This is a genomic window from Bradyrhizobium sp. AZCC 1610, from assembly GCF_036924515.1.
Taxonomy (GTDB): Bacteria; Pseudomonadota; Alphaproteobacteria; order Rhizobiales; family Xanthobacteraceae; genus Bradyrhizobium.
The window spans coordinates 6977718-6990669 of record NZ_JAZHRR010000001.1 but is presented as its reverse complement, the minus strand read 5'-3'; the positions used below and the strand labels follow the sequence as shown (position 1 = coordinate 6990669).

The following is a 12952-nucleotide window of genomic DNA, read 5'->3' as shown; positions in this document are numbered from 1 at the left end:
CATCTGCGCAACCCACCGCTAACATTCGATTAACGGTGTATTGGTACAAATCCTCAACCAACAGGAAGGCCAGCGGCATGCGCAACCTCACCGTCTATCAGCGTTTTGCGATGATCATTGCGGCGCTCACGATGGTGCTGTTTGCCGTCTCCGCCTTGCAGATCCTGGTGTTGCGGGATGCGGTCCTGGGCGAGCGGCGCACCACGGTCCGCGATCTCGTCGAGGCTGCGACCAAGATTCTCGCCCACTATGAGGGCGAGGCCAAGGCAGGCAGGATCGAGCCGGATAAGGCGCGCCAGATGGCCTTCGCCTCGATCAGCTCCATGCGGTGGGGCGAATATTCGGACTATATCGGCGTCTACGGCACGGGAAGCGCTGACGCCGGCGTGACCTACGTGCACGCCAATCCCAAATACATCAACGTCAACCGCTGGGAGTTCAAGGACAAGAGCGGCAAGCTGCTGATCCAGGACATCGTGCGGACGGCGCGCGCCGGCGGCGGCTTTGTCGAATATCTGTCGCCCCGGTCGGCCGGTGGTGCCGAACTTCGCAAGGTCTCCTATGTCGGGGCCTTTGGGGCGGGCGACAAGCTTCTGGCGCTTCAGGCGGGCGCCTATGTCGACGATATCGACGCCGTGGTGTTTCGCCGGATGATCTGGGCTGGGATCGCGGGGCTCGCCGGGCTGGCATTCGCGGCATTCGCGGCGTTCTGGCTTGGCCGCGGCCTGGTCGGCCCCCTCAACAGAACCTGCGCGGCCATGGACGAGGTGGCCAAGGGAAATCTTGCGGTCGACATTCCGTTCGTCGACCGGACCAACGAGGTCGGCCGGATTGCGCGAAGCCTGCAGGTCTTCAGGGATCATCTGGTCGAAACGACGCAGCTCCGCACCGAGCAGGAAGCGATGAAGGTCCGTTCCGCCGAGGAGCGGCGGACGGATCTCGCCCGTATCGCCAACGAATTCGAGCGCAGCATCGGCGGGGTGATCCGGGGCACCGCCACCGCCGCCGACGAGCTGCAGGATTCGGCTTCGTCGATGTCCACGATCGCGGTGGGGACGACGGATCAGAGCGCCAAGGTCGCGGCCGCAGCCGAGCAGACCGCATCGAACGTTCAGACCGTTGCAGCTTCGGCGGAGGAGCTGTCGTCCTCGATCCAGGAGATCGCGCGGCAGGTCACCCAGTCTTCGTCAATTGCCCAGAATGCAGTCGGGCAGGCCAACCGAACCGAGGCCATGGTCGGACGCCTGGTCGAGGCTTCCCAGAAGATCGGCGAGGTCATGGCGTTGATCCAGACCATCGCGGGACAGACGAATTTGCTGGCCTTGAACGCAACCATCGAGGCCGCCCGGGCCGGCGAAGCCGGCAGGGGCTTTGCCGTCGTGGCCAACGAGGTCAAAGCGCTGTCGTCGCAGACCGCCAAGGCTACCGACGAGATCACCAGCCAGATCCAGGAAATTCGCGACGCGACCGGCTCGACGGTCAACGCCATCCGCGAGATCGGCACCACGATCGGGCAGATGAACGAAATCACCGGCTCCATTGCGGCCGCCGTCGAAGAGCAGGGCGCTGCGACCAACGAGATTGCCCGCAGCGTGCAGCAGGCGGCACAGGGCGCCCAGGAGGTGATGCAAAACATCACGGGCGTTCGCGAAGCGTCGAGCAAGGTCGACGCTGCCGCCACCCTCGTCTTGAATGCAGCCGCGCAACTGACGTCGCAATCCGAGCAGCTCGAGACCGAAACCGGCAAATTCCTCGGCAACATCCGCGCCGCATGACACCCAGCCTAAGCTTCGCGCGGCGGGCGGAGAATCATGGCAGGCGCGCTATTCCTGTTCGACGTCTTCGAGCCTGACGCCAAGTCCAGCGCTCAAGCTGCTGCGCGCCTGTTCGATGCGGCGCAGGAAGCGTGGGTCATGTTCGAGACGGTATTCGAACCAGTCATCCTCCGATTCAAAGCCGATGAGCACGCCTGCCGGTTTACCATGACGGGTTATGACGATTTCCTGGGTCGCCGCCTCGCGAAGGAAGCGAGACAGATCGTCCTTGATTTCGGACAGGGGGACTTCCTTCATGCCGGATTTCCGAACTGTGCGAGCCATAACTCAGCCTCCGATTTGGCTACGATCGCCAAAACTTCGACGGTCGTGCCGGAAACATCATAGAACACCCGGACTTCATCCACGCGCAGTCGATACTGCGGACGGCGCAATCCTCGTAACCGTTTGATGCGACTGCGGCTTACCTTTTCAGGCTCGTGTCGCAGATGCGTCTCGAGCGCAGTCCGTTGTTCGAACCTTCGCCGTCAACCTCCTGAGGTCTTCGACCGCTTCCGGAGCAAGTATGATGGCGAAAGGCATTCTGGCCAGATTATAGCCAGAATGCCGCCGGCGCCAAACGGCGGCCGCCCACTTCCGTGTTCAGTTCAGCCGCGCGCCGATCCCCGTGAGGATGCGATAATCGGGCTTGGACTGAATGCCGTTGTGCTGGTTGATGACCGGCACGCCGACGGAGACGAAGCCCGAAAAGCGATCGAAGCCCACGCGTACGCCGGGTGAGAGATAGACCGTGGTGCCGCCCGAATTGGGGTCCGGAATACCGGCGGTCCGCTGCTTGTCGTGCCACTCGCCATTGAGCTCGAGAACGAGGTCGAGTGTGTAGGGCGTCTTCTTCATGTCGCTGTGGTCGTGATTGGCGTGATAGAGGCAATGCTCCTGCAGCTGGTTGCGGGGCTGCATGCAGTATTCGTGCAACTCCACCTCTTTGGATGAGCCGGTGGCGCCGACCAGGCGATACGACACCGCGGTGCCGAACAGGAAGCGGTCGCCGAGATTGGTGTTCTGCGTGCCTGTGCTGATCAGGTAATAGAGGCCGCTTACGTCGAACGACCAGCGGCCTGCGCGCTTGGTGAGGGCGGCGCCGAACAGGCCGTCCCAAGAGCCCGAGCCCGGCTGAAACTCGGCCTGGAATAGCTCGCCGAGGCTGTCGCGTCGGTTGGTGACACCGGTCGGCGCCTTGAAGCCAAACAGCACGGCGGCCGACGTTCCCGTCTGCGCGTTGTTGTGGAAGCGGTATTGCCCGAGCATGGTTACGTCGCCGAAGCCTGCCGAATTGCCGCGCCGGTTGATGCCGTCAGGGCTCATCAGGCTGCTCATGTCGCTCGTATTCATCATGCCCATATGGCCGCCGCTCAGCATGTCCTCGGCGGGCTCGCTGATACCCGAGCGGCGGACGCCGGCGGCGCGAACGGCAACGGTCAGGTCATTGGTGATGCCGTAGGCGACCGAAAGCGAGACGGCGTCGATCGAGCGGATCGAGTGCGCGTGGGTGCCCTGGCTCGCGGCGGCGAGCAGCTGGGCGTCGCTGAGCTGGCCAAGCCGGATGAATTCGTAGCGAACGGATGCTGCGATCAGTCCTTCGGAAAGCGTGTCGGCCGAGATGGTGTTGATGGGGCCGCCGCTACCGGTATTGCCGCCGCCGCCGGGATGATGCGCTTCCGCAGGTAACGCGAGAAAAAACATGATGGATGAAAAGACACCGGCAGCCGGCCGTTTAAGATACGCACGCACATACGCCCCCTTTACTCACTGTCGGACGATTAGCCATTGCAATCGGGCGCGAGATTGACTGGATCGTGCGAGAAGCGCGACTTGCTGGCGACGGAAGGGAAGCGGAAAAGCGAAGACATCATCGCGAGCGCGGCATCGGTGTGGCTGTCGCGTGTTGAGCAAATGGTGAAAGAGGTGCGGCCCGGCTGCTTGGTTGTGCGTCCGATTTTCTTCGCGTCGCGTCACGATGCGGTGGCCGTAATCACGTCCGGCAGTAGCCGCAATCACGGCGAGCACCGGCCGTAATCGCGTCTGAATGTTTCTCTACACGCCTTAACGGTCCAGCGCGCGTATCGGAGTAGGACAATAATGACAACCATCGTCAGAGATATCTTTGTGTTTGTCACCGCGGCCATTTTCGTCGCAGCCGCCGTGCTCGTTACGACCGGGGCCGGCGCGCACGAGTTCAAGGTCGGTGCGATCGACATCGGTCACCCCTGGTCGCGCCCGACCCCGAAGGACGCCAACATTGCGGGCGGCTACCTCACCATCACCAACAAGGGAAAGACTGCGGATCGCCTGATCGGAGGCGCCTCACCCTCGGCAAGCCAGATCGAGGTGCACGAGGTGGTCGATGTCGACGGCATGACGAAAACACGCGCGCTCGCCAACGGCATCGAGATCAAGCCCGGCAAGACCGTAGAGCTCAAGCCCGGCTCGTATCGTATCCTGCTGCTCGGCCTCAAGGAGCCGTTACAACTCGGCCAGAAGGTGAAGGGCACGCTGGTGTTCGAGAAGGCCGGCCCTGTCGAGATCCTCTACAACGTCGAGGAAAATGCCGGAGCCGCCGTCAGTGGAGTCGCGCAGCAGCATAAGAACCATTAGGGCGCGGCCTCGCGGGCTCTGCCGGGGGAGGGCTCCCCGCCCTTGAGCATCGAATAGCTCTCGGCAGATCGCGCGATGTCCGCGAGCTGCGGCGTCGCGGTCTGTTCGGCGTCACGCGCCGAGCGAACAACGCCGGGCCATCGCGATCGGCGATGGCTGGTCTCGACCTCATCATTCTCCAGCCAGGATCCTGACCAGTGTCCAGCCCGAACCAAATGTCAGCCGTCACCGCGGCCAGCCTGCAACCACTACCGCAAAGAAGACGAGTGACCTGGCCGTTCGCTGCCACGATGTTGTGCGCATCGCTTCTCGGGATCGGGTTGGCCTACTGTGCCCGTACATTGTCGATCCCGGCATGGGGGCTTGATGGGGGCGTCGCGTCTCTGTTGCCGAAGGACATCGTCTGTTCGAGCGAAAATTCTTCGACCGCGCCGCAGACAACTCGCACAGACGAGTGAAGCGGTTGAGCTTTTCGAACTTTGAGGGGGCCACGCCGCGTCTATCCGTTGAGCACCCGCCGTCAACAGTTCGGAAACCACATGGGCTCTCTTCCAGCGCCGCTAACTAATCGAAAATCGTTCTGCCGCAAGTTCGTGCCCGGGAAAGAAAGGGGAGATCCGAACATGAACGGCATGGCCATCATGGAAAACGTTCGCCGATACCGCACCATCGCTTCGTTGTACCGCCAAACCGCGGCCTTCCGGCCGCTTCATAGCGGCTCCCTGCTGGCGCAAGCCAAGGAATGGGAGCATCGCGCCGTTGCGGAGCTGGAAGCCTACTATGAGGCCTTCTATTACGCGGCTTCCGGCAATGCCCCGACCCACTCCGCAAGCTGCGCAGCGTGAGCTGACGGCGGGCTGCCCGGAAAGGGATGCGCCAAGGGTTCATTAAGAATTGCGACGGCGTGGGATAATCAGTCGGCAAACAGCGCGCCTTCGCTGTCCCGGGCGGAGACTGGATTGGTCACGCTACTGGTGTCGGTGATACGATCTAAATTCTCCGCCGCGCATCTGACCTCCTTCCCGGCTAGATATTAGATCGCGGGCGCTATCAGTCCGACTCGCATATCCTTGGCGACGTAGACGCAGGTGTCGTCGGCAAATACAGCCGTTCGCAATTTCAACGGCCAAGGGGCGATCCGGGCCGGGCGGTTTTCCATGGACTGCGAATTCTTTTTTCAACCTGGACAGCGCTGAGATTGGATTGCGTGAGCCCGAGCACATCAGCAGCCTTTCGGAAGCTGTCGTGACGCGCGGCCATCTCAGCGTAGTGTAGATGCTTGAGCTTGACAGACACGCGGACGAAACGGATGAACAGTCACGGCCGCCGACGGGCCAACGTGAAGGCCCAGTCGCGGCCCTCGCCGCGTAAAATGGCTTGGTTGATCCACACCATGGCCAAGGGCTCGAGCAGGCGCGCTATGCTGAGCGGACCCGCGTCCAATGGCTCAAAGCCGAGTTCGGCGACTAACGCTCGTGCAGTGTCCTTTGCGGCGGCATCATCGCCAGCGAGAAACATCACGGGGCGCGCCGACAGCATGGTGGTATCCCCCATCACCTCCGCACCGGCCTGATTGAGCGTCTTCACGACGCGCGCGCCCGGAAGCCAGGCTGCCACGCGTTCCGCGCCCGACGTTTCAAATCCGCACTCAAGCCCGAGCGCCCCATCGCGCATGATGAGCGGGTTCATGCAATCGATGACGACCTTTCCGTTGAGGTCGCCCAGGCCGCGTACGGCCGGTTCCGCCTTGCCCCACGGCAACGCCAGCACGACAACGTCCGCAGCAAGCGCGGCGGCCTGGCCCGGTGCTTCGCGTCCCCCAGTCTGGGCGAGAAAGGACGCCATGTCCTTGACGCCGGCGGTGCGCGCGCCATAGACCACATCATGGCCTGCCTTGACCCAGGCGCGCCCGAGCGCGCGCCCCACCGCGCCAGCGCCGATGACTGCAACGCGCATGACCAAATCTCCTTCTCGGCTTGGCGTGCGCTGAACTAAGCGCTTCTGCGATTCACACCAGCAACGATCGCCGGTGGCGTCCAGTTATGCGGGTGCGGCCAGCCGCGATCCCAAAGACAGATAGCAAGATCGAGCGAATTATCGGCCACGTCGATGCGCACGATCTTGTTCGCCTGGATGGTCAGCAACAGCGTCTCGATCGAAGTTCCCTCGCGAAAGGTGGGCACGAGCCCCATGAATTCGCGGTCATGCTTCCAGTGGAGATTGAAGGTGATGAAGCCGCGCCCGTTGCCGCGGCTGTCTAGTGCAAGGTGTTCATCGACAAGGTCGATCTGATAAGCGAGCGTGGTGGCGAAGGCGGCCGCCCACGTCTTGAGAGGGCCGATCCCCTCGATCCCCCGTCCGCCTGGGCTATTGGTCACGACATTTGGTGAAATGATCGCGTCCCATCGATCGATCTGGGCGCTTTGGAAGGCGTCATAGAGTTCGCGTGTCAGTGTCATTGGTTCAATCCCCGACTTGGTTTTGGCAGCGGCGAGCGTGGGAACCACGATAGCAAGCGTGCTACCGGCGATAAGGAGGCGCCAGATCCACATTGATGCCCAGGCCAGCCGCGTCCGGAGGTAATCGCTCGAATCATGGTACACCTCTGGACGGCTGAGTTTGCCTTGCTGCATTCGGTTGTGGCCCTGGGTCACACTTTCGCGTGGACGAGCGGAAACTGAATCAATTTGTTCAGCCCGCGCAGCAAGATAGTCTGCTCAGATCCTTGTCGAACCCCTGTGCAGCGAGCTTGAGCCCTTCGACGGTGGTCAAATACGGGAAGATCGCGGCCGTGAGATCATCGATCGTTAGTCTGTGCTGGAGCGCCAGCACCGCGGTCTGGATACTGTCCGCGCCTTCCGGAGCCAGGATATGCGCCCCGAGCAGCCGTCGCGACGCGCGATCGGCGATCAGCTTGATCAGACCGCGGGTGTCCCGGCCCGCCAACGCGCGCGGCACCTGGTCGAGCCGGACCGTCGAAACACGAACATCGTACCCGGCGGCGCGCGCAGCCGTTTCCGTGAGGCCGACGCTTGCCCCCTGCGGGTCGGTGAACACCACGGCCGGCATCGCCGCATTGTCGTAACGCAGCGTGTCGCCGTTCAAGGCGTTTATCGCCGCAAGCTTTGCGCCGTAAGCCGCCATGTAGACGAACTGGTCGCGGTCGGTCACGTCACCCGCGGCATAGACGTCCGGCCTGGTAGTACGCATGCGGTCGTCCACGACGATCGCGCCGTTGTTCGAGACGGCGATCCCCGCTTCGGTGAGACCGAGTTGCTCGGTATTCGGCGTCCGGCCAGTGGCGATGAGCACCTTCTCAGACTCAAAAACTTGCTCCCGGCCATCGCGTGCCACGGCGAGCTTCACGCCCGCGCCGTCCCTTCGAATAGCGCGGTATGCAACCCCTGCAACAATTTTGATCCCTTCGTCTGCAAGGTACTCCGTCAGCGCTTCGCTGATTTCATCGTCGGCCTTGGGCAGCAGGCGTGAACGGCAAACGAGCGTGACCGCAACGCCGGCGCGGGCAAACAGCTGGGCAAGCTCCGCGCCGATGTAGCCGCCGCCGATCACGAGCAGCGACTTCGGCAGCTCCTCAAGATCCAACGCCGACGTGCTCGTGAGATAGGGAACCGTTTCGATGCCGTGAATCTCCGGCACGGCTGGTCGCGCGCCGGTGGTGATGATGATCTTTTCGGCGTGGACCTGCTCGCCCCTGACCTCGATTCCGCCATTGACGAGACGGGCCGCCCCTTCGATATACGCAACGTCTCCATAGAATTGCAGAATGTCTGTGTATCTGGCCTGCCGTTGCTCCGTGACCAGCTCGTTCTTTTGCCGAACCGTCGCGCGCCAATCCTTGATCTTGGCCCCTGCTTCGATCCCGGCGAAGCGGGCTGCAACGCAGGCGCTGTGCAATGTCTCCGCCGCACGAATCAACGTCTTGGAAGGCAGACACCCGATGTTGGTGCAGGTGCCGCCGATGACCCCGCTGCCGATGAGGGCGACCTGCGCGTTCTGCTCGCACGCAGTGATCGCAGCCGAGAAGCCCGCCGAACCGGCTCCGATGACAGCCACATCGTAGCGGCCGCCATTCTTGCCGTTCGTGATCGTGTTGTTGTTCGCCATTGAACCATCTCCTGGGCGTGTCAGCCGCCGACCGAAAGAGCGTCGAGGCGTTGGGCGGAGCCGGTGCATGCATCGATACCCGCTAAACTTGGTCCGAAAATTGCCCGGCCGACCTCGAGCGCTTCGCCGAGCGAAAGCCGAACGCCGCGCATGTCAGCAGGTTGATCCTTGTGCCACGCTTCGAGATGGTCGTCCGTGGCGAAGAATACGGTCACCGTGCAAAGAGAGTACGCCGCGGATCCGCCTTCATAACGCAGGCTCAGCCAGACAACCGTCGTTTCAGGATGAGCAACCGCAATTGCTCGGCCGCAGTCGCGAGTTGTGATCCTGATCGCGCTGCCGCTGCGGTGACAGCGCGAGTCGATCTGAACGTCGCGCCCCAACATAGCGCCGACGCCCAGCGCGTCGACGGCGCACATGGCGTTGACCGTTCGACCGTCCAGCTTGACCCGCTGACCGGTGTCGCGGTCGCTGAAAGGATAGGCGCCGATGATCCGCTCGCCATCGCGGGAGAGGACGACAAGATCGCGCAGCCGGAGTTCCGCAAGCTGACTCCGGGCCTCGGCCGTATCCAACCGGGCGCGCGCCGCAAGTGCGTCGATGGTCGGAGCTCGACCCTGCTCCGCGTAAAGCCCGAGCAGCGCAGCACGTACGCGGTCTTCGGCGGGCGAATAACCCGACCAACGATTCAAAATGTGTTCGGACTCGAACATTGCCAGTAGCGCATCCTTGACCACCGGAGATGTGACAACCGACCAATCCGGACAGGACACGCCGGGACGCATGATGAAACTCGGCTGGGCTGTCGCCTTTGCTGATGATGGACGCGATGCGCTGCTAGCGGTCATTGTTCAGTGCTCCTGTCTGTTGCGCCGTATTTGAACTCGCGATCCATTGCGAAATCCGATCTGCCGCCTAACTCTGGGGTCTGTAGCTGCTACAGGCTCAAGAGGTTTTCATGATGCGCGATCACGCTGGCGTGAGGGGCCTGCAGAGGGGCGAACTTGCCAAACGGGCCCGATGCAACATCGAGACTGTCCGCTATTACGAGAAGATCGGATTGCTGCCGCAGCCTTCACGCACGACTACCGGCTATCGGGTGTACGACACGATATACGAGCGACGTCTCGGGTTCGTGCTCAGAGCGCGTGAGCTCGGCTTCCGCCTCGACGAGATTCGCGCGCTGCTGCGGCTCGTCGACGAGCTCGATCAACCGTGCACGGAGGCTCGCGCTGTTGCGACGGCTCACCTCGACGATGTACGTGCGAAGATCGCCGACTTGAAGCGCATGGAACGCCTACTGAAAGACGTGATTGCGCAATGTGGCAGCAGCAAGTTGCGCGAATGCGCGTTGATCGAGACATTGTTTCGCGACGATCGTCGTGCCTTGGCGAGCACCCGCGCTTGAGTGCGGGAGGTGCGGTAGTGGCGACTGCCTGCTACCTTGCATGGGGCCGTCTTCGATATTTTTGGTTGGGCGCCACAGCTGCGCGAGGGCAAGATATCCTGCTTGAAGCCGCATACTCTAGCGAGGCCTGCTCGTGGAGTTCAGCGGCGAGCAACGTCGCGGCTACGCGGTCGCGCCGTGCCCGCGGGCGGACTTGCTCGTCCTGCACGATGTTCCAGAAGCGGCCTGATCATCGAATGGCAGCGCAGAAAACGGACCCTTAAGCGGGTCCTGCGTGCTGTGGCGTAAAGTGGCGCACCCGACACGATTCGAACGTGTGACCTTTGCCTTCGGAGGGCAACGCTCTATCCAGCTGAGCTACGGGTGCTTCGGGCCTTCATTTAGCCGATTGGCCGGGCAGGGGCAACGGTCCTGCAGGGATCGTTTTGGGGCGTGTCAGGCGCCTGCGCCGCCGTCGCCGAAGCGTTGCCGGTAGGCGCGAATGTAAGCCTGCTCCGCCGGTTTGAGGTGACGCCGGGTCAGCATGATCAACTCCTCGCGGCGCGAATGCCGCAGAGCCTCGATCATCGCCATATGGTCCTGGCGGGCGTCGTTCAGCGCGCCCGGGTTGGCGTAGGCATAGGAGCGGATGCCGGAGACCTTTTGCGCCAGATTCTCGATGGTCTCGATCAGGCAGCCATTGCCGCATAGCCCGAACAGGGCGCGATGGAATTGCACATTGCTGTGGAACACGGCCAGAAGGTCGCCGGAATCGACGGCCTTGCCGTGTTTGCGCTGCACGGCTTCCAGCCTGACAATGTCGGCGCTCGCGACCGGAAACGGCAGAATCCGCACCGCCATCACCTCGAGTTCCTCGCGCACATTATAGATTTCGCTGACCTCCCGCGGCTTGAGATCGCGCACGATCGCGCCGCGGTTCGGGATGCGCTCGACGATGCCGCGCTTTTCCAATTCGAACAGCGCGAGCCGGATATCGCCGCGATGGGTGCCAAAGGCCGAGCACAGATCCTGCTCGACCAGGCGCTCGCGCGGATGGCGTCGTCCGAGCACGACATCCTCCTCCAGCTTCCGGGCAATCACATGCGCGTTCGGTTCGCGCTCGTGCTGCGCCTCGGCCGGGGAGGGAATCCCGGCAGTTGTCGCAGCGTCGCGGCGAGCAGGCAGCTTTTTCGAGGTTTTGGCGGTCACCATGGAGCCAATTTGCCATCGGTCCAGATAGTATACAATCTAAAATACTATCTTGTTAACACATCGGCTTCGGTCATAATGAGATGGACGCCGGGGCCCTAGGGGTGATGGCGACAATCAGTCCGCAAAAGCGGCGAAGCAGGGGAGGAGTTCGATGTCCGTTTCACGGTATCTGCCGTTCGCGCGCGGAATTCTGCTGGGCGTCGCCATTGCCATGGTGTCGTCAGCGGCGTCAGCGCAAAAGCGCGAATTCTCGTTCGCCTACGACCAGCCCAAGAACAGCGGCTATGGCATTGGCGCCGAAATCTTCAACAAGAAGCTGACCGAACTGAGCAAGGGCACGCTCTCGATCAATCAATACCCCGGCGCCCAGCTCGGCACCGAAGCGCAGACCCTGCAAAAGGTCCAAACCGGCGACATCGATTTCGTGATGCTGTCGACCGCCAACGCCTCGACCGCGCAGCCGGAATCGGGCGTGTTCTCGCTTCACTATATCTTCCGCGATGAAGCGCACGCCATCAAGGTGCTTGGCGATCCCGCCGTCATCGCGGCGATGAAGGAATTATATGCGGCCAAGATGAAGGGCGCGCACATGCTGGGGTTGGGCTCGCAAGGCCTGCGGCACATGTACGGCAAGAAGCCGATCGAGAAAGTCGCCGACCTCAAGGGCGTCAAGGTGCGGGTGCAGGCCACCGTGACCGAAGATACCCTTTTCCCGGCTTACGGCGCCCAGGTCGTGCACATGCCGTTCGGGGAGGTCTACACCTCGCTGCAGACCGGCGTTGTCGATATGGCCGAGAACGGCATCAACAACTATCTCGTCAACAAGCACTACGAACCCGCCCCGGTGCTCTCGCTCACCGAGCACGAAGCAAACAATGCCGCTCTGTTCGTCAGCGACAAGGTATGGAGCAGTCTCAGCGACGAGCAGAAGAAATGGGTGCAGGCGGCCGCCGACGAAGTCAGCCGCAACGAGCCGACGGCAGCCTTCAAGCTTGAACGCGAAGCGCAGGCGAAGCTCGAGAAGATCGGCGTCAAGGTCGTCAAGACCGTCGACAAGAGCGGCTTCATGGCCATCAGCAAGCCGATCCAGGACAAGCTGGCGTCCGACCTCGGACCGAACGCCGTCAAGGTCCTCGGCATGGTACGCAACGTTCAGTAGCTGGCGGGCGTGCGCGGCGGGGAGCGGTGGCTTCCCGCTGCGCCGTTCCTCATCGCGGATTCGAGAATCGACCATGCCTGGATTCAATAGCCTCGTCCTGGAGGAGCAGCGCCACCTGAAATGGCGCGCGCTCGACTGGCTCGAACAGGTTCTGATGATTCTCTGCGGCGTCGCCATCACCGGCTTCTCCATCCTGGTGATGTGCGACGTTGTCACCCGCACCATCGGCCACCCCTGGCTCTGGCTCCAGGAGGCGACGATGACATTCTTCATCTATGGCATCTTCTTCGGCGTCGGCGCGGCGACGCGGCGCAACGATCATCTCTACCTCGCCGTGCTGGCGGAATCGCTGGCCGGCAATGCGCGGCTATTCTTCGAGATGTTCAACCGGCTGGTGGTGCTCGGCGTCGCCTTCTGCATGATCTATTTCGGATACTTGAACTTTCTGGACGGCTTCAAAAGCCTGCGCATGCCGTCGATGACGCCGCTGGCGAGCCTCTACGCAGCCATTCCGCTGTGTGGTGTGCTGATCTCAATTTTCATCATTGAGCAGATGGTCAACGGCTGGAAGAACGGCTTCGGCGGCCCGTCTGACGTGGATGAGAAGAGGAAGGCGCTGTGACGACCAATGGCGGGCTC

The 12952-nt window shown here is 62.3% G+C and carries 15 protein-coding genes and 1 tRNA gene; 8 read left to right on the top strand and 8 right to left on the bottom strand.

Annotation, left to right across the window (positions count from 1 at the left end; translation table 11 throughout):
* Positions 1-77: 77 nt before the first annotated feature.
* Both V1279_RS34215 and V1279_RS38055 read left to right on the top strand, forming a co-directional pair.
* Positions 78-1775, top strand: a complete 1698-nt coding sequence (locus V1279_RS34215; protein ID WP_334445095.1) for a methyl-accepting chemotaxis protein — start codon at positions 78-80, stop codon at positions 1773-1775.
* Positions 1776-1811: 36 nt separating this feature from the next.
* On the top strand, positions 1812-2162 hold the full coding sequence (locus tag V1279_RS38055) for a hypothetical protein (protein ID WP_442894855.1): 351 nt from the start codon (positions 1812-1814) through the stop codon (positions 2160-2162).
* 255 nt (positions 2163-2417) lie between these two features.
* On the opposite strand, the gene V1279_RS34205 is transcribed toward V1279_RS38055, so the two are convergent.
* On the bottom strand, positions 2418-3566 hold the full coding sequence (locus V1279_RS34205; protein ID WP_334445091.1) for a transporter: 1149 nt from the start codon (positions 3564-3566) through the stop codon (positions 2418-2420).
* An 81-nt stretch (positions 3567-3647) separates the two neighbouring features.
* On the opposite strand from V1279_RS34205, the gene V1279_RS34200 reads away from it, so the two are divergent.
* From V1279_RS34200 to V1279_RS34190, 3 genes are all read left to right on the top strand, one after another.
* The gene (locus V1279_RS34200) at positions 3648-3851 is read left to right on the top strand and encodes a hypothetical protein (protein WP_334445089.1); all 204 of its coding nucleotides are present in this window, start codon (positions 3648-3650) and stop codon (positions 3849-3851) included.
* A gap of 63 nt (positions 3852-3914) precedes the next feature.
* A complete protein-coding gene (locus tag V1279_RS34195) occupies positions 3915-4430 on the top strand; it encodes a copper chaperone PCu(A)C (protein WP_334445087.1) in 516 nt (171 codons plus the stop codon).
* A 623-nt stretch (positions 4431-5053) separates the two neighbouring features.
* Entirely contained in the window at positions 5054-5275 is a 222-nt protein-coding gene (locus V1279_RS34190; protein WP_334445085.1) for a hypothetical protein, read from the top strand.
* Positions 5276-5549: 274 nt separating this feature from the next.
* Here the strand turns inward: V1279_RS34190 and V1279_RS34185 are convergent, their stop codons facing one another.
* From V1279_RS34185 to V1279_RS34165, 5 genes are read right to left on the bottom strand one after another with little or no spacing between them, the layout of a single operon-like run.
* Positions 5550-5726, bottom strand: a complete 177-nt coding sequence (locus tag V1279_RS34185) for a helix-turn-helix domain-containing protein (RefSeq protein ID WP_334445083.1) — start codon at positions 5724-5726, stop codon at positions 5550-5552.
* A gap of 21 nt (positions 5727-5747) precedes the next feature.
* Positions 5748-6386 carry an NADPH-dependent F420 reductase gene (locus V1279_RS34180; RefSeq protein ID WP_334445081.1) on the bottom strand — a complete coding sequence of 213 codons (639 nt, stop codon included), beginning with the start codon at positions 6384-6386 and terminating at the stop codon, positions 5748-5750.
* Positions 6387-6421: 35 nt separating this feature from the next.
* A complete protein-coding gene (locus V1279_RS34175) occupies positions 6422-7063 on the bottom strand; it encodes a nuclear transport factor 2 family protein (protein WP_334445079.1) in 642 nt (213 codons plus the stop codon).
* Positions 7064-7121: 58 nt separating this feature from the next.
* The gene (gene merA / locus V1279_RS34170) at positions 7122-8555 is read right to left on the bottom strand and encodes a mercury(II) reductase (protein WP_334445077.1); all 1434 of its coding nucleotides are present in this window, start codon (positions 8553-8555) and stop codon (positions 7122-7124) included.
* A gap of 20 nt (positions 8556-8575) precedes the next feature.
* The gene (locus V1279_RS34165; RefSeq protein WP_334445075.1) at positions 8576-9403 is read right to left on the bottom strand and encodes an alkylmercury lyase family protein; all 828 of its coding nucleotides are present in this window, start codon (positions 9401-9403) and stop codon (positions 8576-8578) included.
* A 113-nt stretch (positions 9404-9516) separates the two neighbouring features.
* Between V1279_RS34165 and V1279_RS34160 the strand changes: the two genes are divergently transcribed.
* Complete coding sequence (locus V1279_RS34160; RefSeq protein ID WP_334446701.1) at positions 9517-9963, top strand: MerR family transcriptional regulator; 447 nt, start codon at positions 9517-9519, stop codon at positions 9961-9963.
* A gap of 290 nt (positions 9964-10253) precedes the next feature.
* On the opposite strand, the gene V1279_RS34155 is transcribed toward V1279_RS34160, so the two are convergent.
* Together V1279_RS34155 and V1279_RS34150 are read right to left on the bottom strand one after the other, a co-directional pair.
* Positions 10254-10330: transfer RNA gene (locus V1279_RS34155), tRNA-Arg, on the bottom strand.
* Between the two features lie 68 nt (positions 10331-10398).
* Complete coding sequence (locus V1279_RS34150; protein WP_334445073.1) at positions 10399-11154, bottom strand: GntR family transcriptional regulator; 756 nt, start codon at positions 11152-11154, stop codon at positions 10399-10401.
* Between the two features lie 151 nt (positions 11155-11305).
* Here V1279_RS34150 and V1279_RS34145 point away from each other — a divergent pair, with 151 nt between their 5' ends.
* A complete protein-coding gene (locus V1279_RS34145) occupies positions 11306-12313 on the top strand; it encodes a TRAP transporter substrate-binding protein (protein WP_334445071.1) in 1008 nt (335 codons plus the stop codon).
* A gap of 73 nt (positions 12314-12386) precedes the next feature.
* Positions 12387-12935, top strand: coding sequence for a TRAP transporter small permease (locus V1279_RS34140; RefSeq protein WP_334445069.1), 549 nt, complete (start codon positions 12387-12389; stop codon positions 12933-12935).
* Positions 12936-12952 lie beyond the last annotated feature (17 nt).